We start from the raw sequence: 26,632 nt of genomic DNA, 5'->3' as shown, positions 1-26,632 counted from the left end.
ATGCAACGATACTTTTTACCGCGTGAGTCATTTGTTAATGACACGGCCACCTTACCGGCCGACGTCGTCCATCATATCGGGACAGTGCTCCGGGAGACGCCCGGTTATCGCATGGTGCTTTTAGACGGTACCGGCCTCGAATATGAGGCTGAGGTCGTGACGCTCGAGAAGAAGACGGGCACGGCCCGGGTGCTCGAACGCCGTCAAGCGACGACCGAACTTCCCGTCGACGTGACGCTCGCCTATGCGCTTCCGAAAGGCGATAAAGTCGAACTCGTCGCCCAAAAAGGGACTGAGCTCGGCATGCATCACTTCTGGGTGTTCGAATCGAAGCGCTCGGTCGCCAAATGGGACGCCAAAAAGGCACCGAAAAAAGTCGAACGGCTCCAGAAAATCATGCAGGAAGCGGCCGAACAGTCGTACCGCGCCGTCGTTCCGATGTGCCAACACATCACACCACGGGAACTGACGGACCGCATCGATTCGTTCGATGCCGTCGTCATCGCCTATGAAGAACAAGCGAAGCAAGGGGAGCAAGCAGCGTTTGCGACGGTGTTGAAAGCACTTCGACCTGGGGCGAAGCTCCTGCTCATCGTCGGGCCGGAAGGCGGCTTTGACGAAAGTGAAGTGAATGAGTGGACGGAACGCGGGGCACAGGCCTGTGCTTTCGGACCACGCATCTTGCGTTCGGAGACGGCGCCGCTCTATGCGCTCGCCGCTGTCTCATATGCGCTCGAATTGAATTAACACATCAAACGGCTCTCGCGGATGCGGGAGCCGTTTTTGTACCTAGAAAAAACAGGCTCGCGATTTGGGCGCGAGCCTGTCGAATTATTATTTGACGAGTGTGATCGTCTTCGTCGTCACGTTGCCGGCGAGGTCGGTCGCCTCGAACGTGAACGTGTTCTCACCTGACGTCACAGGAAGCGTGACCGTCTGTGTTTTCGCGAATGAACGCATCTCATACGGTTCTTTCAGCGCTTGGCTGAATTTCAAGTCGCCGTTGACGAGAAGTTTCACTTCGTCGAAGTTGTCTTTCACCGTTACAGAGACGTTGACCGTCGATTGTTTTTTACCGATTTTTTTCGGTAGTTTTCCAAGTTCGATGCTGGCTGGTGTCGTATCCACAAAAATCGCACGTTGGAAGTTGGTCACGTTTCCAGCCGCATCCTCGGCGACGAACCGCAACTTATGGACACCGTCCGCAAACGTCCGCGTCGTGTTGAAGACGTGTTCTTTCTTCGCATCGTCCCATGTGAGCGGTACGTCAACACCGTCGACTTGGAACGACTGGATCGCAGATGCATCTTGAATCGTTCCAGATACCGGGATGTCCGATGTCGCGTATGGCGTCAAAGCGAGCGGGGCGTTCACGAACACGCCCGGCTTATCCGCGTCTGTTGAGTAAGCGACCGTCTTCGTCGTGCTGTTGCCAGCGTGGTCTGTGACGCGAATGCTGACTTGATCGGTGTCACTGACGCCTGCGAACGTGTAAGCCTTACCGTCCGCTTGTTTGGCGACGGATTTCCCGTTCAAGAAATATTCGACCGAATGGATGCCTGAGAATTCATCTTTCGCTTGGACTGCCAAGCTTTCCCCTTGCCATTTCGTCGTGAACGTCGGGTCCGTGTAATCGACTTTGACTGGGAAGCGAAGCGTTTGGGCTTGTTTCTTCATGTAATCGATGCTTCCTTCGATTTCATAGAAGTACTTGCCGGCCGGGGCTGGCTTGCCGTTCAACTGGCCATCCCATGTGTAAGCGGCCGAGTAGTAATAAGGTGTGTTGGCACCGCCGTCAAAGTAGTTCTTGCGAAGTTCTTCGTCTTGGAACAACGTCCGGACGACATTGCCGGCCTCGTCGACGATGCGATATTTGACGTCCTTGGCGTTACGGAGCAACGAGAACACCGGTACGGCAACGTCTTTTGAGCCATCTTTGTCTGGTGAGAAGGCGATTGCGTCGGCAGAGACCGATTCGTCAAGGTTCGAACCGAGATAGTTCCCTGTTTGATCGACCATACCTGATACTTCGTAGAACGAGCCGTCTTCATAGATGGAGGCATCGAAGATTGGCGCCTTGCCCCAGTCTCCTTCGAAACCGACGAACGGTACGACGAGTGACGGGTTGCCCTCAGGACCGTTGACGTCCGTCAAGCGGACGAATCCATCAACGAAGTAACCGTTCTCGAAGACGTCTTTCGCCGGCACGAGACCGTCGAGTGTTTTCGGATTGAGCACTTTTGCTTTCGAGACATCGAGCGCGATTTTCAATTCAACTTTTTGATTTGGTTTCACATTGACTTTCGATACTTTTTTACCGTTGACGGTCACTTTTGCATTCTCGAGCGCTTGGGCTTCCATCGCGTTCTGAACGAGTCCGGCCGTCTGCTCGATAGCGAGGTCGGTCTGGAGTGACGAAGACACGTTATACGACACGGCCTTGTCCGACAAGTTCTCGACGACAAGCGTGAACGTCGCCTTGCTGCGGTTCAATTCCTTAAGCGCGACTTTCGCTTCTTTCGTCTTCTTCTCGTACGCGATTGCCGGTGTCGAGACGGCAGCATGCAATTGCATGAGACCAGCTCCACCACGACGCGGCGTGTAAGGGAGGTTTTGTTGTAACTGTTTGTTGAGCGGTCCGATATCCGTGACAGCTTTCGATGTGTTGATGAGCAAGTTCTTCGCCATCGTGACGCGTGCTGTTCCTGTCAAATTGAAGTCGCGGTCGACGCGTTCGAGGACGAGGGCAGCTCCGCCGGCCACGTGTGGGGCAGCCATCGATGTACCGCTCATCAAGCCGTACTGGTTATCGTTCAACGTCGAGAAGATCTGTCCGCCCGGTGCTGAAATCTCTGGCTTGAAGTCGAGGTTTGGCGTCATGCCCCACGACGTGAAGTTCGAGAGCTGACCGGCCGCGCCGTTCGTGACACTGAGGCGATCGCCGGCAAAGCCGATTGTCATCTGTTCACCAGCGAGGAGACGTTGTTGCAACGTGTTCCCGTCTTTGATGCTAAGCGAGGCCATCGGGATTTTCGGGTTGGCCAATGCCATGCTCACATAATCGCCGTGACCGACAGCTCCACGGACAATGACGCCAGCTGCGCCGTTCGCTTCGGCTGTCTGTTGAATGTTTGAATAGAAGTAACTGCCGTCGCGAACCGCGAGGACGATTTTTCCTTTAACGTCTTTTCCGACGTATTGGCTCGGTTGGCCGTCGCCGACGTAAACGAGGTCGTAATTGCCTTGCGTGAAGGCAGGACCGTCTTGTTTTTTCCAACCGATTTTGTCAGTGGCGTCACCCGACTTGACTGAGAACGCGTCCAATTGAATTTGATCGTTCTCGAGCGAAGCGACGGATGTCGACGCCGAGCTGACACTCGGGGCACCGACGACGCCCGTGTCCGGATTATCGGCGTACGGAAGGTCGTAACCGTTGCCGAAGTAAGCCGAGTTTCCAGCCGAAATCGACATGAAGACACCGTTATCGACGGCACGTTGGACGGCTTGTTGTTCCGGTGAGTCGGCATCGACGAATCCGGCCGTTGAGCCGAGACTCATGTTGATGACGTCCGCACCGAGTTTGATGGCGTCATCGATGGCTTTAATGTAGATATCGCCGTATGTCGAAGCATAGTTCGGGTCGTTACTGAATACTTTGAGCCCGAGCACTTGTGCCTCAGGAGCGACACCTTTCAAGCCACCGGCCGCTTCATCCCCGTTGGCGGCGACAGTACCCGAGACGTGCATCCCGTGCATCGAGGCGCCAGGTGAATCGTCACGGATATCATCGTTCTCATCATAATAGTTATAAGCGTATGGGACTTTCTCGTTTATGTAAGCTCCAGGCATGCCGAACGTGCTGACGGCCGTCTCGACTTCTGTTTGAGACAACTCGGCTTTTGAATCATCCGTAAGACGGAAGTCACGGTGGTCGGCGTCAACGCCTGTATCGATGACAGCGACGATCGTCCCTTCGCCCGTGAACCCGTAATCGCCCCACGTCTGCTGTGATTGGACCATGCCATTACTCGTGACCATGTCCGGTTTGACTTCTGGACGTTCGTACTCGTTGACGACGTGGACGCTTGCGACTTCAGGCAACGCCTCGACCTTTTTGACGTCGGTCGCTGTGAGCATCGTACTGAAACCGTTGAAGACGGTCGTGAACTCTTCGAGCGTCACGGCCTTGACGCCTTTTTTCGAGATGGCAGCTTTCGCTTTCTTTTGTTCGGCTTTGACGAGCTTTTGAGCGCCGTCTTTCTCCGTTTTCGTCAACTCGTTAAACTTTTTACCCTTTTTCTTTGCTTGTTCGATTGCTGGGGCACCGACAAGTTCGACGACGACGCGCAATTTCTCATGTTTGTCGGTCGAGCTCACGCTTTGTTTGACAGATGGCTTGGCTAGGACAGGTTCTGCGCCGAGGCCGAGTAGGCCGGGCGTCAACGCGAGGCAAGTCGCGAGGGAGACGTTCAAATAAAATTTCGGTTGTGGCAATTTAGTATCCTCCAATCGTTTTTTGAAAAAATAAATCCATTTGTGGAAAATGATAGCGGATTTCAAACCAAAATTCTTCCTATTTTTTAAACGATAGGGTAATGAATTTGAACAAATTAAAAGATTCTGACAATTACTTTGGACCTATCCACGTTAAAATGTGGATAGGTCTTTTCTCATTTCCTGACTCTTTCATCGGATTAACAATAAATAATTCATCTCTCTCAAACAATATGGGCAATTCGCTTGAGATTTTAATCTAAAGTTGATACAGTCTGTAGTAGATAAATCATATAAAACTTATCGATATAGTCGGAATAAAGATGATGGGGTGACAACATGGGATTACAATTCATGGACATTTTTAAGGAATGGGCGTCAGAATATGACGCGACCGTGACCGGACATGACGAACAGTATCGTGAAGTGTTCGCCGGGTACGAGACGATGCTCAACGAGGTCGTCGACCAATTAGAAGGCCGGGTCATGGAATTCGGAAGCGGGACAGGGAACTTGAGTGCAAAAATCTTGGAGCGCCACGAATTGATTTCGGTCGAACCGTCTCCGGAAATGCGGGCCGTCGCGGCCGAGAAGTTACAGCTCGATATCGTCGACGGTGACTTTCTCAACTATCCGACGGATCAACAGGTCGATACAATCGTGTCATCCTATGCGTTCCATCATTTGACGGATGATGAGAAACGGACGGCGATTCGAAGTTACGTCGAACACCTCGACGCCCCGCGCTTCGTCTTGCTCGATACGATGTTCGCCTCGCAAACAGCGAAACGGGACATCTTGGACTGGGCCGAAGCGAACGGCTATACCGATTTACTCGAGGATTTGAATCGAGAGTTTTATCCATATACCCAGACGATTCAAGCGATGCTCGAAGCAAACGGCTATACGGTTACGCTCACGCAAAAAAATAAATTCGTCTGGCTCGTCGTGGCCACGAAACAATCAGGAGGAACTCAATCATGAAAAGTTATAAAGTCGAAAGCTTTAATTTAGACCATACAAAAGTACAAGCGCCTTACGTCCGTTTAGCTGGAGTGAAGAAAGGGACGGCCGATACGATTTATAAATATGACATTCGCTTCATTCAACCGAACGAAGGGCTTATGCCGATGCGCGCCGTCCATTCGCTCGAGCACTTGATTGCCGAGAACAGCCGCAGCCACTCGAATCAAATCATCGACGTCTCGCCGATGGGTTGCCAGACAGGCTTCTATTGGACGATGTTGAACGATGGGGATTACGAAGCGATGCTCGACCTCGTCGAAGCGACACTCCGCGATGCAGCAAATGCGACAGAACTTCCAGCGCAAAACCCGATTCAATGCGGCAGCGCGAACCATCACGATTTCGAGGGCGCGAAGAAGCTCGCGGCCGACATGCTTGCTAAGCGTGACGAGTGGCACATCATCTTCAAGGACGAAGCGTAAATGATTGTCCAAAGCGTCTATGAATTGATCGGGGAGACGCCTCTTCTCGAATTGCGGACGTTACCGGTTCCTCCGGGTGTCAAAGTGTACGGCAAGCTCGAGATGATGAACCCGGGCGGTAGTGTCAAGGATCGGCTCGGTCTGCAATTGATTGAACGGGCGCTTGAACGTGGACAACTCGCACGCGGGGGAACGGTCGTCGAACCGACGGCCGGGAACACCGGGATCGGGCTCGCACTCGCCTGTCAACGTCACGGCATCAAGTTGATGACCGTCACTCCGGAGAAGTTCAGTCAAGAGAAGCAAGCGCTCATGGCGCTTCTCGGGGCGACCGTTGTCAACACGCCGACGGAGCTCGGGATGAAAGGGGCCATCGCGCGGGCGAAAGAGCTCGCCATCGAACATGACGCCTATGTGCCGGAACAGTTCTCGAATCCGGATAATCCGGACGCATACGTCGACACGCTCGCGCTCGAGCTTCAGGCCGACCTGCCGAACATCGATGTGTTCATCGCCGGGGCCGGCTCAGGGGGGACGTTTACAGGTGTCGCGAGCAAGTTGCGGCCGAACGGGACGAAGACGATCGTCGTCGAGCCGGAAGGGTCGATTTTGAACGGTGGAGCACCAGGGCCGCACAAGACAGAAGGCATCGGCGTCGAGGCGTGGCCGGCGTTCTTGCCGCGCGAGCTCGTCGACGGGATTTACACGATTACGGACGAAGAGGCGTTCTATTATGTCGCCCACCTCGCCAAACAAGAAGGTTTGCTCGTTGGAAGTTCATCCGGAGCGGCCATCGCGGCATGCGTACAAGAAGCGGCTCAGATGACAGAAGGCGTCATCGTGACGATTTTACCGGACAGCGTTGAACGTTATTTAAGTCAAGGAATAGTCAAGGAGGCAGAATATGCGTACAAAAACAGCACTCATTCACGGCGGTAAAACAACGGACCCGTTGACGGGAGCCGTCACACCACCGATTTATCAGACGAGCACGTATAAGCAAGACGGCATCGGCAATCTCCGCGAAGGGTATGAATATTCGCGGACGGCCAACCCGACACGGACGGCACTTGAGACGCTCATCGCCGATATCGAGGGCGGTGCCAGCGGGTTTGCGTTCGGTTCTGGGATGGCAGCCATCTCGACGATTTTAATGTTAATGAAATCAGGGGACCACGTCATCGTCGGTTCTGACGTATATGGGGGAACGTACCGTGTATTCAATCGAGTATTTCAATCACTTGGCTTGGAGGCAACTTTTGTCGATACGGCCGATACGCAAGCGGTCCGTGAAGCGCTCCAGCCGAACACGAAAATGATTTACGTCGAGACACCGACAAACCCGTTGTTGAACGTGACGGACATGCGCCTCATCCGCGCCATCGCCGACAAGGCGGACGTCCTGTTCGTCGTCGACAACACGTTCATGACACCGTACTTCCAAAACCCGATCGAATTGGGGGCGGACTACGTGCTTCATAGCGCCACAAAATATTTAGGCGGCCATAGCGACGTCGTCGCCGGTCTCGTCGTCGCCCGCACGGAAGAGCTTGGAGAGCGTTTGGCGTTCTTGCAAAACTCAGTCGGCGCGGTACTTGGACCACAAGACAGCTTCCTCGTTGTTCGCGGCATCAAGACGCTCGCGGTCCGCATGGAAGCGATTGAAGCGAACGCGCTCGCGCTCGTCGACTACTTGACGAAGCATGAAGCCGTCAGCCGTGTCTTGCATCCGAGTGTCGGCAGCGAAGAAGCGAAGCGGGTCCACTTGTCCCAGGCACGTGGTTTCGGTGGAATGATCGCCTTCGACGTCGGTTCAGCCGAAGCGGCCGAACTCGTCGTCGCGAAGACGAAGTACTTCACACTCGCCGAAAGTCTCGGCGCGGTCGAGAGCTTGATTAGCGTACCAGCTCGGATGACGCATGCGTCAATTCCTGCGGAACGCCGTCTCGAACTCGGGATTACGGACGGACTCGTCCGCATCTCGGTCGGCCTTGAAGATGTACAAGATTTGATTGAAGATTTGGAGCAGGCGCTCGCGACCGTGGCGACGATTCCGAACTAAGTTGCATAGCGATACGAGGTGCGCTCGCGAGCGTGCCTCTTTTTGTCGTGTGCAAGGTGAAAGAATTCGCTTGAATGTCCTAATCGCATCGACTACACTGACGATAATTGATTACGAGAGCGGGTGAACAGAGTGAACAAAGGCGTCATGCCAACGGTCGGGGCCTACGTCATGTGGGGCGTCCTACCGATTTATTGGAAGTTTTTGCAGGAAATACCGAGCGGTCAAATCTTGGCCCATCGCATCGTCTGGTCGTTCCTCTTCATCTTACTTGTCTTGAAATGGACGAAACAGTGGACCGAGTTCAACTATGCGCTTCGGCACCGGGCGACAAGGAACGCCTTTATGTTGAACGGATTTATCGTCAGTGCCAACTGGTTCGTCTACATATGGGCGGTCAATCACGGCTATATCATCGAAGCGTCACTCGGCTATTACATCAATCCGCTCGTGAGCATGGTGTTAGGTGTGCTTGTTTTTCGGGAATCATTAAATCGAGTACAATGGCTGGCGGTGACCGTGGCGGCAATCGGCGTGCTCGTCTTGACGTTCGGGTATGGGTCGTTCCCGTGGATCGCGTTCATTTTGGCCAGTACGTTCGGGTTTTACGGGATGGTGAAGAAACGCCGTCCACTTGCCTCGACGGTTAGCCTCGGCATCGAGACGCTCGCGGTCGTTCCGGTCGCTATCATTTTCTTGGGTTGGCAAACGTCTCAGGGAGGATTGACGATGACGACCGAACCGGTCATTTGGGTTGCGTTGGTCGGGACAGGCGTGATGACGGCGCTACCCCTTCTTTTGTTCGGGTACGGGGCGCAACATATCCCGTTCACGCTCGTCGGGTTTCTTCAGTTCATCGCACCGACGCTCAGTCTCGCAATCGGGGTCATTCTCTATAATGAACCGTTCACGGGCTATCACGTTTTTGCGTTCACATGTATATGGATTGCCATTTTCTTCTTTAGTTGGAACAGTTGGATCCAGACGCGGAAACGCCGTCAACTCGTCTGAATTGAAAGCTGTTACATTTCAAGAAAACATGATAATATGTTAGATGTCAGACCTATATGTCAGACCGATACATCAGAGGAGGAATTTTACGATGGAATTAGCACGTTATATCGACCACACAGCCTTGAAGGCAGAAACAACGAAAGATCAAGTCACAAAACTTTGTGCCGAGGCGCTCGAATACAAATTCGCAAGCGTCTGTGTCAACCCGACATGGGTGAAGTACGCGGCGGAACAACTCAAATCAGATGACGACGTCAAAGTATGTACGGTCATCGGCTTCCCACTCGGAGCTAACACGCCAGAAGTGAAAGCGTTCGAAACTAAAGACGCGATTGCAAACGGCGCAGGCGAAATCGATATGGTCATCAACATCGGTGCCATGAAAGACGGCGATTTCGATCTCGTTGAGCGCGATATCCGCGCTGTCGTCGAAGCGGCAAACGGAACGCTCGTTAAAGTCATCTTTGAGACGTGCCTCCTTACGAAAGAAGAAATCAAAAAAGCGGCTGAGCTTTCAGTCAAAGCAGGCGCAGACTTCGTGAAAACGTCGACTGGCTTCTCGACAGGCGGTGCGACAGTAGAAGATATCCGCCTCATGCGTGAGACGGTCGGACCAGATCTCGGCGTTAAAGCTTCAGGCGGCGTACGTGATTTCGAAGGCGCACAAGCTATGATTGATGCCGGCGCGACGCGCATCGGCGCATCAGCTGGAATCGCCATCGTTACAGGCGGACGTTCAGACAGCGACTATTAATAACTAGTGGTTGACCGCACGACTTACTTTCACTATAATATGTTATGACGTGTGAAACACGTTTCCTTAGTCGTGTAATTCGGAGGGAGGGAAAACTAGTGGAAACTCGTGTCCGTAAAAACGAATCGCTTGAAGACGCTCTTCGTCGTTTCAAACGCGGTGTTTCGAAAGATGGCACTCTTGCCGAAGTTCGCAAACGTCGTCACTACGAAAAGCCAAGCGTAAAACGTAAATTGAAATCAGAAGCTGCGCGTAAGCGTAAGAAATTCTAATTTCAGTTTCATTTGTAGAGAGGGTGTTAGCTCATGAGTCTTCAAGAACGCTTGACGGACGACATGAAGCAAGCCATGCGCGCGAAACAAAAAGATCGTCTCACGACGATCCGGATGGTCAAAGCGTCGCTCCAAAATGAGGCCATCAAATTTGGTCGACAAGATCTAACTGAGGAAGAGGAACTCACGGTGCTCAACCGAGAGATGAAACAGCGCAGAGACTCCCTCCGAGAATTCGAAAGCGCTGGTCGTGAAGACCTTGCTTCTAAAGTAGCTGACGAGATTGTCGTACTAGAGGCCTATATGCCTGAACAACTTTCTGAAGATGAAGTCACGGCGATCGTGAAAGCAGCTATTGCTCAAACGAATGCTACAGGCCCGTCGGATATGGGTAAGGTGATGGGCGTCGTCATGCCTCAAGTTAAAGGCAAGGCAGACGGTGGTCTTGTGAACCGCATTGTCAAACAACAATTGACGAATTAATGAGAGAGACAGGGATTTTTGGGTCAAACCAAAAGTTTCTGTCTTTTTTTGCGTATTCCGAAACCAAAAGCGAACTTGTTTCGTATACACTAGAGATAAGAGGTAGCTTGTGAACTCGGAAGGGGGTTGCAATACGATGACATTTGGTCTCGGAGTGATTCTGACGGTGTTTTTTGTCGGGATCGTCCTTCTAGGAATTGAAGTGTTCGTTGCCGGTTTTGGATTGTTCGGCGTGCTAGGGATTGGGGCGGTCGTCGCCAGTTTGATTATGGCGGGTGCCACAATCGGACAACTGTGGTTGTCGCTTGGTTTAGCCACGGCCATCGTCGCTGGACTCGGATTTTGGGCATATCGTCGCCTACAGTCCAATCGATCGCTCATGTATAAAGGGTTGATTTTGACCGATTCGACGTCAACAGACAAAGGGTATTTGTCCCACGATGACCGCAAACGGTTGCTCGGGAAAGTCGGGGTCACGTTGACGCCGCTTCGCCCGGCGGGTACCGCTGAGATTGACGGAGAACGGATTGATGTCGTGACAGAAGGTAGCTATCTCGATTCGCAAACGAAAATTCAGGTGTATAAAGTCGATTCAGGACGCGTTGTCGTCCGCAACTTTATAGAGCCTAAGGAGGATGTAACAGAATGACACCAGAACTATTGACCACGTTACTCATCTCGGGTGGAGGATTGATTGCGCTCGCCGTATTCTTCACGTTCGTACCGGTCGGGCTGTGGATCAGCTCGTTCGCCGCTGGCGTCCACGTCTCGATCTTCACACTAATCGGGATGCGACTCCGTCGCGTCGTCCCATCGAAAATCGTCAACCCGCTCATCAAAGCGGTCAAAGCCGGCATCGGCTTGAACACGAACCAGCTCGAGAGTCACTTCTTGGCCGGGGGTAACGTCGACCGTGTCGTCAACGCCTTGATTGCGGCCCACCGTGCCGATATCGAATTATCGTTTGAACGTGCCGCAGCAATCGATCTTGCTGGCCGTAACGTGTTAGAGGCGGTTCAAATGTCCGTTAACCCGAAAGTCATCGAAACGCCGTTCATCGCTGGTGTGGCCATGGATGGGATTGAAGTGAAGGCGAAAGCCCGCATCACAGTCCGCGCCAACATCGATCGTCTTGTCGGGGGTGCCGGGGAAGAGACGATTATCGCCCGTGTCGGTGAAGGGGTCGTCTCGACGATCGGTTCACAACACAACCATAAGCACGTCTTGGAGAACCCTGATATGATTTCACGTACCGTATTGACGAAAGGTCTCGATTCAGGGACCGCATTTGAAATCCTATCAATCGATATCGCCGACATCGATATCGGTAAAAACATCGGGGCGGTCCTCCAGACCGACCAAGCCGAAGCTGATAAGAAAATCGCGCAAGCGAAAGCGGAAGAACGCCGCGCGATGGCAATCGCCCGTGAGCAAGAGATGAAATCATCGGTCGAAGAGATGCGCGCCAAAGTCGTCGCGGCCGAGGCGGAAGTTCCGCTCGCGATGGCCGACGCACTTCGAAATGGCAAACTCGGGGTCATGGATTACGTCAACTACTTGAACGTCCAAGCCGATACAGAAATGCGTAAAGCAATCGGTCATCCTGTCGAATCTGATAGAGAGTAACGGACATGGATGGACTCTGGGTACTACTCTTAGCCGCTTTCGGGATTGCCTCGGCGGTCATGAAGCGGATGGAGAAACCATCATCTACTGGAGAACGACCACCGAGTACGGATTTGAAACGTTATCTCGATACGGTCGGTGACATGATGAAAGAAGTCGAGGCGACGTTCGATGAGCCGCGCAACAAGCAAGACAAACCGGCTCCTCAGAAACTACGTCGCCGTGTCGCCGCACCGGCCGAAACGACAGACCGACATGCACCGCGTCGACGTGAAGAGCTACCGCACGTGAGTGCCCAGTTCGAACAGACGGTCAAAATTCCACCGATTACCGAGTCGACCGAGTCGCGGCCACAACCGCGCATCTCGATGAAGCAAGTTCGGCAAGCGGTCGTGTGGAGTGAAATTTTGCAACCGCCGGTGTCGAAACGCCGTCGTTAAACCTGAGGCAGTGACTCCGTGTCACTGCTTCTTTTTGTTGGAGGAATGGACGGTCTTTCTTTCACGAACGGCTTGATAGTGCTAAAGTAAAGAAGGAACAATCTACTGATGGGGAGGAGAAACAACCATTGATTATGACTGATAAAATTCCGTTCGTCATGGAACATGCGAACGAAGCGCAGGCGCTCCTCGGACCGAAGGACGAGGTATTTCAAGCCATCGAAGCAGAACTCGCGGTCGCACTCACTCCTCGTGGAGAAGAATTAATCATTCAGGCCGATACGGCCGATACGCTCGAATTGACGAAGGCCGTTATCAAGACGTTGCAACAACTCGTTAAAAAAGGGGCTCGCTTGAACGAAAGCGATGCCATCAGTGTGATTCAACACATCAAGGTCGGCAAGGGCGACGAGTTGCTCGAGCATTATGAGCGAGTCGTCTTCACGACGAACAAAGGGAAACCGATTCGGGCGAAGACGGTCGGACAGAGCCGATATGTCCGGGCCATCGAAAAACGTGACCTCGTGTTCGGAATCGGACCGGCGGGGACCGGGAAGACATATTTGGCCGTCGTTTTGGCAGCGCGTGCGCTGAAAGAAGGCCAAGTCAAACGAATTATTTTGACGCGTCCGGCGGTCGAAGCGGGTGAAAACTTGGGCTTCTTGCCAGGCGACTTGAAAGAGAAGGTCGACCCGTACTTACGGCCGTTGTACGACGCCTTGTTTGACGTCTATGGCGTCGAACAGACGAACCGATTGCTCGAACGCGGCACGATCGAAGTCGCGCCGCTCGCTTACATGCGCGGCCGGACGCTTGAAGATGCGTTCGTCATTTTAGACGAGGCGCAGAATACGACGAAAGAACAGATGAAGATGTTTTTGACGCGACTCGGTTTCGGCTCGAAAATGGTCGTCACCGGTGATTTGACGCAAGTCGATTTGCCGAAAGGCAAAGCGTCAGGACTGCAAGAAGCGTTACATCTGCTTGAAGGAGTCGATGGGATTCATTTTGAACATTTCACGTCGTCCGACGTCGTTCGCCATCCGCTCGTCAAGAAAATCATTAACGCCTATAGTAACGAACTCACATAACCAAAAGGGGGGGCACTGATGCAGCAAGCACGTCATTGGACGGTCGCGACAATCTCCGTCCTCTTTTTTCTCATTTTAGGCGCGATTCTATACTTTACGGTGCGCCCATCCATCATTAGTGTCGAGCCGCTCGGGATTGCCGAACAGGACATTCGCTCGCCGGTCACGATTGAAGACCGGACGGCGACGGAGCGGTTACGACAAGATGCGATCAATAGCGTCGGCAGTCAGTTCTCGTTGCGGCGCGAGTTTGCCGATCAACAGATCGCCAAAGTCGAGCAACTGTTCGCAGCGTTCGAAGAGACGGAAGATGACACCGAGCTATCAGACATCAAAAATCGCTTGAATTCGACCGAGGTGAACGGATTCCTCGGTGATGATGAACTGAACCTTCTGCTCGAGGCGAGCGAGAACACCCGTCGTACGGTCGAAGACGTCACCGTGACGGCGCTCCAAGAAGTGATGGGTAACCGCATCGACACGAGCTCACAGTCCATCTCAGAAGCGAGAGATCGGGCTGAGACACTTGTCGACCAATCACCGCTCTCACTCGAGTTCCGGGCGATCGCTAACAGCCTGAGCGATCAATTGATCGTACCGAACTACGTGTTCGATTCTGAAGCGACACGTGAGAAAGAACAGCAGGCGGTCGATGCGGTCGAACCGGTCATCATTCAAGAAGGCCAGTTGCTCGTCAACCAAGGCGAGGTCGTGACGCGCGAAATCTACCGCAAACTCGAATTGACAGGGGCTATCGATCCAAATCGTTCGTTCGCACCGCTGTTCGGGGCTTACTTACTGAGCGGACTGTTGACGATCGGTTTTCTGTTCATGTTAATCCGTTCGAAAATTCAACAACTGTTACTCCGCCCTAAAATCTTGATTACTGTCTATGGATTATTATTGTTACAGCTCGGCATCTTCTTTGGTGTCGGTTATATCGGTATCGAGTTCACGACATATGCGTACGTGCTCGCACCGACGGCATTCGTCGTCCTGTTGCTGCGTATCCTCGTCGATGAACGGGTCGCGCTCGCCTCGGCGTTGATCACGATGATTGCCGGGTCGATTGTGGCGAGTTTCGGGCAAAACACGAGCTTCATGACCGTCGTCTATTTCGCGACCGGAAGTTTCTTGGCCGTCTTCCTCGTCGAACCGAAGATTCAGCGCAAACGACTATTCTTGTCCGGTGTGTTGCTCGGCATTATCAATATCATCATGGTGCTCGCGCTCTTGTTCTTGCGCAACACGCAAGTGACGTGGGAGATGGTCGCCTACTTATCCGGTTTCGCCATCACGAGCGCGCTGTTGTCCATCGTGCTCACGTTCGGCTTCTTGCCGTTCCTTGAACCGTGGTTCGGCGTCCTATCGTCGGGTCGCCTCATCGAATTGATGAGTCCGACGCATCCGCTGTTACGCAAGTTGTTGATGGAGGCTCCTGGGACGTATCATCACAGCATGATGGTCGCCAACTTGGCCGAATCGGCGTGCGAGGCGATTGGTGCCGACGGACTGCTCGCTCGGGTCGCCAGTTATTATCATGACCTCGGTAAGACCGAGCGTCCGCTCCATTTCATCGAGAATCAGCAGAACGGCGTCAACCCGCACGACCGGCTCACACCGGAGGAATCAGCCGACATCATCATGGCCCATCCATATGACGGGGCCGATCTGTTGAGTCGTTATAAGTTGCCAAAAGAGATTATCGATATCGCCGAGCAACATCACGGCACATCGCTCTTGAAGTTCTTTTATGTGAAAGCGAAAGAGACGCGTGACGTCAATGAATCACGGTTCCGCTACCCGGGACCGAAGCCGCAGACACGCGAGGCGGCGGTCGTCATGATCGTCGATTCAATCGAGGCGGCGGTCCGGTCACAGAAGCAACCGACACCAGAACGGATTCGTCAGCTCGTCAGTGCGATTATTCGTGATAAGCTACAAGACGGGCAATTCGAAGACTGCGAGTTGACGACGAAAGAAGTATGGCGCGTCGGGGAAAGCGCGTGTGAGACGCTGACCGGCCTGTTCCATGAACGAATCGAGTATCCAGAACTGAAGAAAGAAGGAGACTTACATGCAAATCATTTCGAACGATGAGCACGGCTTATTGTCGGATGCTCAAATCGAGCTCGTTGAATCCATATTGGTCCATGCGGCGATGGAAGAAGACGTCGAAGAACCGAGTGAGCTATCGGTCACGTTCTTGACGAACGATGAGATTCAAGCCATCAACCGCGAATGGCGCGGGAAAGATACGGCGACCGACGTCATCAGTTTCGCCTTCGATGAGATGGGAGAAGACGAGATGGACTTCATGCTCGATGAAGACGAGCCCCGTCTCTTAGGGGACTTGCTCATCTCGGTCGAACGTTGTCGCGAACAGGCGGCCGATTATGGCCACTCGTTCGAACGGGAACTCGGGTTCTTGGCGATTCACGGATTCCTCCACTTGCTCGGGTATGACCATATGACGCCCGAGGAAGAAGCGGAGATGACGGCGCGCCAAGAACAAGTGCTCGCTCACTTCGAGCTGAAACGAGGCGAAGTGTGAAACCGTTCTGGTTCGCCGTGCACGGCATCGTGCACGCAGTGCGGACCGAACGCAACATGCTGATTCATCTCGTATCGAGCCTGCTCGTCGTCGTGTTTGCCTGGTGGCTCCCGACGACGAAACTCGAGAACTTGATTCTGATCGGCTGGGTCGTGCTCGTCATCGCGCTCGAGCTGATGAACACGGCGGTCGAACGCACGGTCGACCTCGTCACGAAAGACATCCACCCCCTCGCGAAGCAAGCGAAAGACGTCGCGGCCGGGTCGGTCCTCGTCGCAGCGATCGGGGCCGCCATCACGGCCCTATTCATTTTTGGCCCTTATATAATCGACAAATTCGTTATATGATTGAACGTATTGGAAATTTAGAAAGCAGGTGCACTATGTATCAAGAAGATTTTAAATCAGGTTTTGTGTCCATCATCGGTCGTCCGAACGTCGGGAAATCGACGTTCTTGAATCGGGTCATCGGACAAAAGATTGCCATCATGTCAGACAAGCCGCAGACGACGCGCAATAAGGTCCAAGGTGTGTATACGACGGATGATTCGCAAATCATCTTTATCGACACGCCAGGGATTCATAAGCCGAAACACCGTCTCGGCGATTTCATGATGAAAGTCGCGACGAACGCACTACGTGAAGTCGACGCGATCCTCTTCATGGTCAACGTCACGGAACCGCGCGGCGCCGGCGATGAGTTCATCATCGAGAAGTTGAAAGGGCTCGACACGCCAATCATTCTCGTCATGAACAAAATCGACTTGATTCATCCGGACGAGATTCCGGCTGTCATCGAGCAGTATACGAATCAACTCGATTTCGCGGCGTACGTCCCGATTTCGGCACTTCAAGGCAACAACGTCGAACCGCTCCTTAAAGAAATCAAAAAGTTGCTCCCGGAAGGACCGATGTATTATCCGGCCGACCAAGTGACCGACCACCCGGAACGGTTCATCATCTCTGAATTGATTCGCGAGAAAGTGCTCCATAAGACGCGTGATGAAGTGCCGCACTCAATCGCGGTCGCCATCGAATCGATCAAGAAACGGGAAAACTCGGAAATGATTGATGTCGAGGCCGTGATCATGGTCGAGCGTGATTCTCAAAAAGGAATCGTCATCGGCAAAAAAGGTGCGATGCTCCGCGAAATCGGGACAGAAGCGCGCCACGACATCGAGGCGCTCCTCGGGACGAAAGTGTATTTGAACCTATGGGTGAAAGTGCAAAAAGATTGGCGTAACAAGATGGGCCAACTCCGCGACCTCGGTTTCCGCGACGACGAGTATTAAGCCATGTTGCAAAAGGTCACGGGAATCGTCATTCGGACCGTCAATTACGGAGAGTCGAACAAAGTCGTCACCTTGTTCACCGAAGAGCTCGGAAAAGTTGCCGTCATGGCACGAGGGGCGAAAAAGCCGGGCAGCCGTCTGCATTCGTCGAGTCAGCCGTTCGTCGAAGCGGTATATATCTTTCCGGCGAGTCGTGGCCTCGGCCAATTGAAATCGTCGGATGTGATCACGTCTTATCCGGAAATCCGAAAAGACGTCGAGCGGATGGCATACGCCATGTATTCGCTCGAACTCGTCGACCGGACGGTAGAGGACCGCGTCCCGAACCGTCCGCTCTATCGCATCTTGAACGACGCCCTGCAGGCGCTCAATGCAGGGATGGATCCGGAAGTGATCACGCATCACTTCGAACTGCGCATTTTGCACTTGCTCGGGGTCGCACCGGTCTTGACCGGCTGCATCCGGTGCAACGATGTGACCGACCCGATGTACTTCTCGGTGACGGCCGGCGGCTTCCTCTGCGCCCGGCACCAAGAAGAAGGATCGATTCGCATGAGCGAGCGTCTGGCGAAGTTGCTCTATTTGATGAGCCGGCACGAACTGTCCGAATTCAGTAACGTTCCGCTCACGAAAGAGACACGGATTCTGCTCCGACAGCTGTTTGATGCGTATATGGACTCCTATAGCGGTCTGCGGCTGAAGACGAAACGGGTCCTCGACCAAATGCAGCGATTGTACTTGAACGATGATTGACTTTTTCGACAAGATTCGATACCATAATCTACGATTAGACAAATGAAATAGCGTGCGCAATGAAGGAAAACAAGTAGCTTTTTTACCGTGGGTGCAGCGAGTTCGGGAAGGTGGAAGCCGAACGCCAGGTTGAAGTGAATGGCAATTCCAGAGCGCCCACAATCCAAAGAGTGGCCTCATCTCGAGGCAAGTAGGGTGGAACCGCGGGTAATCCCGTCCCTATGTGCATGGCACATAGGGGCGTTTTTTGTCGTTTCAATACTTTTGGAGGTGTCACATATGAAGCACATGACCGTGCAAGAAATTATTTTGACGTTACAAAATTTCTGGGCGTCGAAAGGCTGTTTGACAATGCAAGCGTATGACGTTGAGAAAGGGGCCGGCACGATGAACCCGATGACGTTCCTACGGAGTCTCGGACCCGAGCCGTGGAACGTCTGTTACACAGAGCCATCACGTCGTCCGGCGGATGGACGGTACGGAGAAAACCCGAACCGCTTGTATCAGCATCACCAATTCCAAGTCATCATGAAGCCGTCGCCAAGCAACATCCAAGAGCTTTACTTAGAGAGCTTAGAGTTGATCGGGATCAATCCGCTCGAGCACGACATCCGTTTCGTCGAAGACAACTGGGAGAACCCGACGTTCGGTGCGGCCGGACTCGGTTGGGAAGTCTGGTTGAACGGGATGGAAATCACTCAGTTCACGTATTTCCAACAAGTCGGTGGCATCGAGTGCGATCCGATCGCCGTCGAGATCACGTACGGTCTTGAACGTCTTGCGTCATATATCCAAGAAGTCGAAAGCGTGTTTGACCTCGTCTGGACAGACGGATTCAAATATGGCGATATCTTCTATCAGCCGGAATTCGAACATTCAAAATATACGTTCGAGCTCTCGGACGTCGATATGTTGTTCACATTGTTCGATACGTATGAAAAAGAAGCGAAGCGTGCCTTGGACGAAAACCTCGTCTTCCCGGCTTACGACTATATCCTTAAATGTTCGCATACGTTCAACCTTCTCGATGCGAAAGGCGCCATCTCGGTGACAGAACGGACCGGTTTCATCCAACGCGTCCGTAACATGTCCCGTGCATGTGCCGCCAAATTTATCGAAGAGCGGGAACGTCTCGGTTTCCCACTTTTGAACCAACAGAAAGCAGGTGCCCTTGATGCGTGACCTTTTATTAGAAATCGGACTTGAAGAATTACCAGCCCAATACGTCCTCCGTTCAGAAAAACAATTGGCGGAACGCGTAACTACCTTCTTGACGGAAGCCCGTGTCCAATTCGGTGCCATCACCGTTTATTCGACACCGCGCCGCCTCGCCGTTCTCGTCAAAGACGTGGAAGAGAACCAACAAGATTTGACGGAGACGCTTCGCGGACCAGCGAAAAAGATTGCTCAAGATGCTGAAGGAAACTGGTCGAAAGCAGCCGCCGGCTTTGCCCGTGGCCGCGGCCTATCGGTCGACGACTTGTACTTCGCCGAAGAGAAAGGTGTCGAGTACGTCTTCGCCGACCGTCATGAATCAGGTCAACCGACGAGCACGTTGCTCCCAGCACTCGAAGACGTCGTCCGTGGCATGACGTTCCCGAAAAACATGAAGTGGGGCACGAGCAGCCTACGCTATATGCGTCCGATTCGTTGGCTCGTCGCCTTGTTCGGTGCCGAACAAATCGATTTCGAAATCGAAGGCGTGAAGACCGGGAACGTGACGCGTGGTCACCGTTTCTTGAGTAAGGGTGACGTCGTCATCACGGAACCGGCTGCCTACGCTGAGACGCTTGAACGCGAGTTCGTTGTCGCTTCGTACGAAGACCGGAAAGGGCGCATCGAACGTCAAATCGAGGAGTTGGCTTCAGAACAGGGGTGGACCGTCCCGCTCGATGCCTCGTTGCTCGAAGAAGTGACGAACCTCGTCGAGTGGCCGACAGCGCTATTCGGTGAATTCGATGCCCGTTATCTCGAACTTCCAGAAGAAGTCTTGATTACGACGATGAAAGAACATCAGCGCTATTTCCCGGTTTATATCGGTGAAACGCTCAAAAACTATTTCGTGACCGTCCGTAACGGAAATGCTGAACACCTTCAAAACGTTGCCAAAGGGAACGAGAAGGTCATCCGGGCCCGCTTGGCAGATGCCGTCTTCTTCTATGAGGAAGACCAAAAGACGAAGATTGACGAACAACTCGTCCGTCTCGACCGCATCGTCTTCCATGAGAAGTTGGGCACGACGGGAGATAAGGTCCGTCGCGTCGAACAGCTCGCAGGAACGCTTGCGCCATTGTTCAATGCGGATGCAGCCAAAGTGGCGCGTGCCGGTGCCATCCATAAGTTCGACCTCGTCAGCCAAATGGTGTATGAGTTCACAGAACTTCAAGGAGTGATGGGTGAGAAGTATGCGCTCCAACAAGGTGAGGACGCGGAAGTGGCCGCGGCGATCCGTGAGCACTACATGCCGCGCTTTGCTGGTGATGCCTCGCCGGCGACATCGACGGGTGCCGTACTCGCACTCGCCGATAAACTGGATTCGATTGCTGCCTTCTTCGGAATCGGCATGATCCCGAGCGGTTCACAAGATCCGTTTGCGCTCCGTCGTCAAGCCCAAGGGGTCGTTCAAATTTTGGCGGATTGGAAGATTGCTTTGCCACTCGACAAATTACTTTCACAAGTTGTCGATTCGCAACTTCAGGCAGGACTTTACGATGCCGATAAAGAACAAGTCAAGGCGCAACTCGAGGACTTCTTCATGCTTCGCTTGAAGTATCGTCTGCAAGAGCGACAAGTCCGTTATGACGTCATTGACGCGGTCTTGACGACTGGCCTTGCGATCGACCGACTCGATGCGAGAGCGGATGCGGTTCAAGCCATGCTCGCGAGCGAGGCGAAACTGCTCATCGAACAATTGACACGCGTCGTCAACATCGCTAAAAAAGGCGAGGCCGGGGACGTCGATCCGTCATTGTTTGAAAATACGGAGGAGAAAGATCTCCACGCTGCCATCGAAGCGACGTTACCGGAGACGGAACGCGCGGTCGAGGCGGGCGACTATCATCAAGCAATCACATCATTGCGCGCCCTAGAACATCCGATTAGCACTTATTTTGAAAATACAATGGTCATGAGCGATGTCGAAGCGATTCGCGAGAACCGTCTGCGCGAGATGAAACGACTCGCTGCGACAATCGAGAATGTCGCCGATTTTAGCGCGCTCGTACTCTGACCAAACTTGAGGGGGTTGGCTATGCAGCTGAATGAACGCCAACAGAAGATCGTTGAAATCGTAAGGGTCAACGGACCGATCACGGGGGAGCAGATCGCCCAAGAGCTATCGCTCACCCGGGCCACGCTCCGACCGGACCTTGCCATTTTGACGATGACTGGAATACTAGAAGCCCGACCGCGTGTCGGCTACACGTTCGTCGGCAAACGAAACTCATCCCTGCTTCGGGAAAAGCTTGACTCGTTGACGGTCGGAGACTTCATGTCGTCGGCGAAAGTCGTCAGTAACGAGATGACGGTGTATGACGCTGTCGTGACGTTGTTCTTGGAAGACGTCGGCTCGCTGTTTGTCGTCGGGAAAGACAATGAGCTCGTCGGCGTCCTATCGCGTAAAGACTTACTCCGGGCTGCCATCGGTAATCAAGATCTCGATCAGTTGCCGGTCAACGTCATCATGACCCGGATGCCGAACATCACGGTATGCGAGAAGGGTGAGACGTTGATTCGGGCCGGAATGAAGTTGATCGAGAAGCAAATCGATGCCATGCCGGTCGTTGAAGAGAAGGATGGCAAGCTGATTGTGCTCGGTCGCATGACGAAGACGAACATGACGAAAGTATTAATCGCGCTCGCTAACGATGAGTCGTTCTGAGGAGGAATCTGGTTTGACACTGACACAAAAACAACTCGTATTTGTCGTGAGCGATTCAGTCGGCGAGACGTGTGAACTCGTCGTCCGGGCCGCGAGCATCCAATTCCATGAGAATGCGATTGAGACGCTCCGCATCCCGTTCGTCGAAGATGAACAGACGATTCACGACGTCGTGACACAAGCGCGTGCCCAAGGAGCGGTCATCGCCTTCACGTTGGTCAATGAAGAACACCGGTCGTTGCTCGTCCGTCTCGGACAAGAGTACGGTGTGAAGACGGTCGATTTGCTCGGGGATTTGCTCGATGTGCTCGCTGGTCAACTCGGTGAGAGTCCGCGTGAAAAACCAGGACTCATCTATCGTTTGGACGAAGATTATTTTCGGAAAATCGAAGCGATGGAGTTCGCGGTCAAGTACGATGACGGACGTGATCCGCGCGGGTTGAAAAAGGCGGACATCGTCCTCGTCGGCGTCTCACGGACATCGAAGACACCGCTCTCGCAGTATTTGGCCCTGAAGCGCTATAAGGTCGCGAACGTGCCGCTCGTGCCGGAGTCACGCCCGCCGGAAGAACTGTTTGAATTGCCGCCTGACAAGTGTGTCGGCTTGATTATCTCCCCTGACAAATTGATTTCGATTCGGATGGAACGGTTGAAGTCGCTCGGATTAAAACCCGAGGCCGATTACGCCCAACTCGAACGGATTAACCGGGAGCTCGAATACGCCCGTGGGATTTACGAGCGGATCGGTTGCGAGGTCATCGATGTGACGAACAAGGCCGTCGAAGAGACGGCTGGCATCATTTTGCGGATGCTCGATCAATCAAAAGAGGATTGAGCACTCGGATTAGTAATCGACTGGTGATAACGGTATAATAGAGTACTGACATGACATTGAAACGGAACGTGGTGAACGTTCCGTTTCGTTGCGAGTTTGGATAGGGAGTGGTCAAGTTGCCGCGCATACCGGATGAAGTCATTGCGGAAGTAAAACAAGCCACAGATATCGTTGATTTAATTAGTGAACGCGTTGAATTGAAGAAGCAAGGACATCGTCTCGTCGGGCTTTGCCCGTTCCACTCGGAGAACAGCCCATCGTTCTCCGTGTCCCCGGAGAAAGGGATGTATCACTGTTTCGGATGCGGCGCCGGCGGGAACGTGTTCACGTTCGTTATGGAGACGGAAGGACTATCGTTTCCAGAGACGATTGAACGCCTCGCCACGCGAGCGAATATCGCAATCGAAGGTGGCGTGTCGGGCGACGAGGAATTATCGCGAGACCAAGTCCTCCGTAAACAGATGCGCGATGCGCATCGGGTCGTGGCCGACTTGTATCACGAGGTGTTGATGAAGACCGAGGCGGGCGAAGTCGGATTGACGTATTTGCAGCAGCGCGGTTTAGAGGAGTCGACGATCGGTCAGTATAAGATCGGTTACGCGCCCGACCATCGCCGATTCACCGTGGATTCATTAGAACGAAGAGGTTTCGACCTCGAGGTCATGGTAGAAGCGGGATTGATTTCTAAGTCTAGATCCGGTGAATATTTCGACCGGTTCGAAGGCAGAGTCGTCTTTCCGATTGCGGATCGAGACGGCACCATCGTCGGATTTAGCGGACGGGCGATCGATGAGCGACAGCCAAAGTACGTCAATACGGCGGATACTCCGTTATTTAATAAGAGTGAACTCTTATTCGGGTTCTCACAGGCCCGCGCCACGATGCGCAAACAAAAACGTGTCTTGCTCGTCGAAGGAAACGTCGACGTCTTACAAGTCGCGCAAGCCGGGACGAAAGAAGTCGTCGCCTCGCTCGGGACAGCGTTCTCGTCCCAACATGCCCGCGCCTTGGCCCGCATGGTCGAAGAAGTCATCATCTGTTACGACGGCGATACGGCCGGACAGGAAGCGACGATGAAAGTCGTCCGCTTGCTCGAAGGCTATCCGCTCGACGTGCAAGTGTTGATGTTACCTGAGAAGACCGACCCGGACGACTACATTCGGACGAACGGGGCGGAACAGTGGCGTAAATTGGTCGAATCGGAACGGTTGTCCGTCCTCGATTTCATGAACCGCACGCTCCGGCGTGGGAAAAACATGAATCGAGAAGGAGAACGGATACGGTTTATTGAATCTATGCTTGTGGAAATTAGTAAAACGGATAACTCGATTCGCCGTGACCTGTACGTGAAGAAGCTGGCCAACGAATTTGAGATTCCGGTCGAGACGTTATTGTCGCGGATGCCGAAGACGTCTTCGAAAGAAGCCGTCCCACAGCCCGTCCGCGAACCGGAGCCGGTCCGCCGGCGTTCGTCTAAAGCAAACGAGCCACGCTACGTCAAAGCGGAGAAGTTATTGCTGCGGGCGATGTTGAGTGGTCCGGAACGGGTTCGTTTCGTCCGGGACCGCCTCGGTCTGTCCTACCAGGACGAGGTGCACCGGATGTTGGCGACGGCATTGTATGAAATCGTCTCCGAGGACATGACACACGAGGAGTTCGAACAGGTCGCCCCTCCGTTCATGGAACGATATTGTGACCAACGTCCGGACTATGCGAATCGTTATGCCGAGATTCGACTCATGGCCGCACCGGATGAACTGACCGAAGAGGTTTTAGATGAATACATTAAGGTCATAAACAGTTATGAGGAACAGCGTCAAATCGAGCGGGCGAAAAGGGAAATCGGACAAGATGCCGAAAGTATAGTAGACCAGGCATCCAAGTTACAAGAATTGATTACCCGGAGTCGTCGGCTTCGTGAACGATGAACGTGGAGGAAGTTTGGAAGGAGTTGAACTGCTAGATGGCAGAGAAGAAAAAAGAGGATTTATTTAACGCCATAGAGGAACTTGAGAAATTAGGGAAGAAAAAAGGCGTCGTATCGATGCAGGAGATTCAAGATCGCCTCAGCCATTTCGAGGTGGACTCAGACTTTATCGATAACTTCATCGAAGATTTAGAAGGTAAAGATATCCGCGTCACAGAAGATGCGGCCGATGCCGAAGAGACGCCATCGAAAAAAGAAGACGAAGAGGTCGATTTGAACGACCTATCTGTCCCACCGGGCATTAAAATCAATGACCCGGTCCGCATGTACTTGAAAGAAATCGGACGCGTCGATCTTCTTAGCGCGAAAGATGAGACTGAACTCGCGAAGCGGATTGAACAAGGCGATGAAGAGGCGAAGAAACGCCTTGCCGAAGCCAATCTCCGTCTCGTCGTCTCGATTGCGAAACGTTATGTCGGGCGCGGCATGCTCTTCCTCGACTTGATTCAAGAAGGAAACATGGGCCTCATTAAAGCCGTCGAGAAGTTCGACTATATGAAAGGGTTCAAGTTCTCGACATATGCGACGTGGTGGATTCGTCAAGCAATCACACGTGCCATCGCGGACCAAGCCCGGACTATCCGGATTCCGGTTCACATGGTCGAGACCATTAACAAATTGATTCGTGTTCAACGTCAATTGTTGCAAGACCTCGGACGCGAACCGTCGCCTGAAGAAATTGCCAAAGAGATGGAGCTCACACCTGAGAAGGTGCGTGAAATCTTGAAAATCGCTCAAGAACCGGTGTCACTTGAGACGCCGATTGGTGAAGAAGACGATTCACACCTCGGTGATTTCATTGAAGACCAAGATGCGATGGCTCCACAAGATGCCGCCGCGTATGAATTGCTCAAAGAACAACTCGAAGACGTGCTCGACACGCTCACGGACCGTGAAGAGAACGTACTCCGTCTCCGCTTCGGACTCGATGACGGCCGCACGCGTACGCTTGAAGAAGTCGGTAAAGTGTTCGGCGTCACCCGTGAGCGGATTCGTCAAATCGAGGCGAAGGCACTTCGGAAACTTCGTCACCCGAGCCGTTCGAAACGCTTGAAAGACTTCCTCGATTAATTGTGTTTTTGAATAAAATGTGAAGTTTTAGAAGAAAGGAAGGAAAATGAGTGATTTTCCTTCCTTCTTTATTATTTTTTGAGTAAAATAGTGATGGGTAGAAATTTGGAATGAACATGAGGGGGAAATGCAATGCGTAATCCATTGTTACCGTTTGCAGCGATTGCGATCGTCGCAATCATTGCCATGGTCTCATTATCGTATTTTGGCGTAAACCAAGCACAACAAGCTGCTGAAGGTCCGTCTGTCACTGAGATGAACCCAGAAGACTTGTATGCGGCTAAAGGCTGCACAGGTTGCCACGGTGGAAATCTCGAAGGAGGCGTCGGTCCTGCCTTGACTGGTGTCGGCGAACGTTTATCGGCTGAAGAGATCACGAACATCATCGTCAACGGTAAAGGTGCGATGCCAGCTGGCCTCGCCACTGCCGAAGAGGCGGATGTGCTCGCGACTTGGTTGCTCGAACAATAAGAGGGAAACGTACTCCTTAAACTGTACCCTGAGTAGTAGACACTTAAAAAAGTCTATTGCTCAGGTTTTTTGTGTACACTGGACTAAATCATATTGGGAGTGAATT

General features: G+C 52.9%; 26 protein-coding genes. 25 read left to right on the top strand and 1 reads right to left on the bottom strand.

Features of this window, described 5'->3' with window-relative positions:
- Nucleotides 1–747, top strand: coding sequence for a 16S rRNA (uracil(1498)-N(3))-methyltransferase (locus tag KNP71_RS06630; RefSeq protein WP_131471281.1), 747 nt, complete (start codon nucleotides 1–3; stop codon nucleotides 745–747).
- Between the two features lie 87 nt (nucleotides 748–834).
- Here the strand turns inward: KNP71_RS06630 and KNP71_RS06625 are convergent, their stop codons facing one another.
- Nucleotides 835–4,494, bottom strand: a complete 3,660-nt coding sequence (locus KNP71_RS06625; RefSeq protein ID WP_131471280.1) for a S8 family serine peptidase — start codon at nucleotides 4,492–4,494, stop codon at nucleotides 835–837.
- A 339-nt stretch (nucleotides 4,495–4,833) separates the two neighbouring features.
- On the opposite strand from KNP71_RS06625, the gene KNP71_RS06620 reads away from it, so the two are divergent.
- The 24 genes from KNP71_RS06620 (at nucleotide 4,834) to cccA (ending at nucleotide 26,526) form a co-directional block, all read left to right on the top strand.
- Nucleotides 4,834–5,478, top strand: coding sequence for a class I SAM-dependent methyltransferase (locus KNP71_RS06620; protein ID WP_131471279.1), 645 nt, complete (start codon nucleotides 4,834–4,836; stop codon nucleotides 5,476–5,478).
- Nucleotides 5,475–5,942 carry an S-ribosylhomocysteine lyase gene (locus KNP71_RS06615; protein WP_021065678.1) on the top strand — a complete coding sequence of 156 codons (468 nt, stop codon included), beginning with the start codon at nucleotides 5,475–5,477 and terminating at the stop codon, nucleotides 5,940–5,942. The genes KNP71_RS06620 and KNP71_RS06615 overlap by 4 nt, the downstream gene beginning before the upstream one ends.
- Nucleotides 5,943–6,881: a PLP-dependent cysteine synthase family protein gene (locus KNP71_RS06610; RefSeq protein ID WP_021065679.1), complete on the top strand. Its 939-nt coding sequence runs from the start codon at nucleotides 5,943–5,945 to the stop codon at nucleotides 6,879–6,881.
- A complete protein-coding gene (locus KNP71_RS06605) occupies nucleotides 6,847–8,004 on the top strand; it encodes a bifunctional cystathionine gamma-lyase/homocysteine desulfhydrase (RefSeq protein ID WP_131471278.1) in 1,158 nt (385 codons plus the stop codon). The genes KNP71_RS06610 and KNP71_RS06605 overlap by 35 nt, the downstream gene beginning before the upstream one ends.
- Nucleotides 8,005–8,136: 132 nt before the next feature.
- The gene (rarD, locus tag KNP71_RS06600; protein WP_021065681.1) at nucleotides 8,137–9,015 is read left to right on the top strand and encodes an EamA family transporter RarD; all 879 of its coding nucleotides are present in this window, start codon (nucleotides 8,137–8,139) and stop codon (nucleotides 9,013–9,015) included.
- 91 nt (nucleotides 9,016–9,106) lie between these two features.
- Nucleotides 9,107–9,772, top strand: coding sequence for a deoxyribose-phosphate aldolase (deoC, locus tag KNP71_RS06595; protein WP_021065682.1), 666 nt, complete (start codon nucleotides 9,107–9,109; stop codon nucleotides 9,770–9,772).
- A gap of 77 nt (nucleotides 9,773–9,849) precedes the next feature.
- A complete protein-coding gene (gene rpsU, locus KNP71_RS06590; protein ID WP_029334745.1) occupies nucleotides 9,850–10,044 on the top strand; it encodes a 30S ribosomal protein S21 in 195 nt (64 codons plus the stop codon).
- Between the two features lie 33 nt (nucleotides 10,045–10,077).
- A complete protein-coding gene (locus tag KNP71_RS06585) occupies nucleotides 10,078–10,527 on the top strand; it encodes a GatB/YqeY domain-containing protein (RefSeq protein WP_021065683.1) in 450 nt (149 codons plus the stop codon).
- A 136-nt stretch (nucleotides 10,528–10,663) separates the two neighbouring features.
- Nucleotides 10,664–11,176, top strand: coding sequence for an NfeD family protein (locus KNP71_RS06580; RefSeq protein WP_021065684.1), 513 nt, complete (start codon nucleotides 10,664–10,666; stop codon nucleotides 11,174–11,176).
- On the top strand, nucleotides 11,173–12,153 hold the full coding sequence (gene floA / locus KNP71_RS06575; RefSeq protein ID WP_021065685.1) for a flotillin-like protein FloA: 981 nt from the start codon (nucleotides 11,173–11,175) through the stop codon (nucleotides 12,151–12,153). Before KNP71_RS06580 ends, floA begins: the two co-directional genes overlap by 4 nt.
- Nucleotides 12,154–12,158: 5 nt before the next feature.
- On the top strand, nucleotides 12,159–12,593 hold the full coding sequence (locus tag KNP71_RS06570) for a hypothetical protein (protein ID WP_029595221.1): 435 nt from the start codon (nucleotides 12,159–12,161) through the stop codon (nucleotides 12,591–12,593).
- Nucleotides 12,594–12,727: 134 nt separating this feature from the next.
- Nucleotides 12,728–13,684, top strand: a complete 957-nt coding sequence (locus tag KNP71_RS06565) for a PhoH family protein (protein WP_029595222.1) — start codon at nucleotides 12,728–12,730, stop codon at nucleotides 13,682–13,684.
- 18 nt (nucleotides 13,685–13,702) lie between these two features.
- Nucleotides 13,703–15,784 carry an HD family phosphohydrolase gene (locus KNP71_RS06560; RefSeq protein ID WP_021065688.1) on the top strand — a complete coding sequence of 694 codons (2,082 nt, stop codon included), beginning with the start codon at nucleotides 13,703–13,705 and terminating at the stop codon, nucleotides 15,782–15,784.
- Nucleotides 15,762–16,238, top strand: a complete 477-nt coding sequence (ybeY, locus tag KNP71_RS06555; protein ID WP_029595223.1) for an rRNA maturation RNase YbeY — start codon at nucleotides 15,762–15,764, stop codon at nucleotides 16,236–16,238. Before KNP71_RS06560 ends, ybeY begins: the two co-directional genes overlap by 23 nt.
- A complete protein-coding gene (locus KNP71_RS06550; RefSeq protein WP_131471277.1) occupies nucleotides 16,235–16,585 on the top strand; it encodes a diacylglycerol kinase family protein in 351 nt (116 codons plus the stop codon). Before ybeY ends, KNP71_RS06550 begins: the two co-directional genes overlap by 4 nt.
- A gap of 35 nt (nucleotides 16,586–16,620) precedes the next feature.
- On the top strand, nucleotides 16,621–17,529 hold the full coding sequence (gene era, locus KNP71_RS06545) for a GTPase Era (RefSeq protein ID WP_029595225.1): 909 nt from the start codon (nucleotides 16,621–16,623) through the stop codon (nucleotides 17,527–17,529).
- A 3-nt stretch (nucleotides 17,530–17,532) separates the two neighbouring features.
- Nucleotides 17,533–18,282 carry a DNA repair protein RecO gene (recO, locus tag KNP71_RS06540; protein ID WP_214830376.1) on the top strand — a complete coding sequence of 250 codons (750 nt, stop codon included), beginning with the start codon at nucleotides 17,533–17,535 and terminating at the stop codon, nucleotides 18,280–18,282.
- Between the two features lie 288 nt (nucleotides 18,283–18,570).
- Nucleotides 18,571–19,464, top strand: coding sequence for a glycine--tRNA ligase subunit alpha (gene glyQ / locus KNP71_RS06535; RefSeq protein ID WP_370447070.1), 894 nt, complete (start codon nucleotides 18,571–18,573; stop codon nucleotides 19,462–19,464).
- Entirely contained in the window at nucleotides 19,457–21,511 is a 2,055-nt protein-coding gene (gene glyS, locus KNP71_RS06530; protein ID WP_021065694.1) for a glycine--tRNA ligase subunit beta, read from the top strand. The genes glyQ and glyS overlap by 8 nt, the downstream gene beginning before the upstream one ends.
- Before the next feature lie 21 nt (nucleotides 21,512–21,532).
- A complete protein-coding gene (gene ccpN, locus KNP71_RS06525; protein WP_021065695.1) occupies nucleotides 21,533–22,162 on the top strand; it encodes a transcriptional regulator CcpN in 630 nt (209 codons plus the stop codon).
- On the top strand, nucleotides 22,149–22,997 hold the full coding sequence (locus KNP71_RS06520; RefSeq protein ID WP_051627707.1) for a pyruvate, water dikinase regulatory protein: 849 nt from the start codon (nucleotides 22,149–22,151) through the stop codon (nucleotides 22,995–22,997). The genes ccpN and KNP71_RS06520 overlap by 14 nt, the downstream gene beginning before the upstream one ends.
- Nucleotides 22,998–23,104: 107 nt before the next feature.
- Entirely contained in the window at nucleotides 23,105–24,925 is a 1,821-nt protein-coding gene (gene dnaG / locus KNP71_RS06515) for a DNA primase (protein WP_235045158.1), read from the top strand.
- A gap of 35 nt (nucleotides 24,926–24,960) precedes the next feature.
- Entirely contained in the window at nucleotides 24,961–26,055 is a 1,095-nt protein-coding gene (gene rpoD / locus KNP71_RS06510; protein WP_021065698.1) for an RNA polymerase sigma factor RpoD, read from the top strand.
- Between the two features lie 132 nt (nucleotides 26,056–26,187).
- Entirely contained in the window at nucleotides 26,188–26,526 is a 339-nt protein-coding gene (gene cccA / locus KNP71_RS06505) for a cytochrome c550 (protein ID WP_021065699.1), read from the top strand.
- Nucleotides 26,527–26,632: the final 106 nt, after the last annotated feature.

Source organism: Exiguobacterium sp. s56 (assembly GCF_018618255.1).
Lineage (GTDB): Bacteria > Bacillota > Bacilli > Exiguobacteriales > Exiguobacteriaceae > Exiguobacterium > Exiguobacterium chiriqhucha.
The sequence above is the reverse complement of the archived record's forward strand: the minus strand, read 5'-3'. Positions and strand labels throughout refer to the sequence as shown.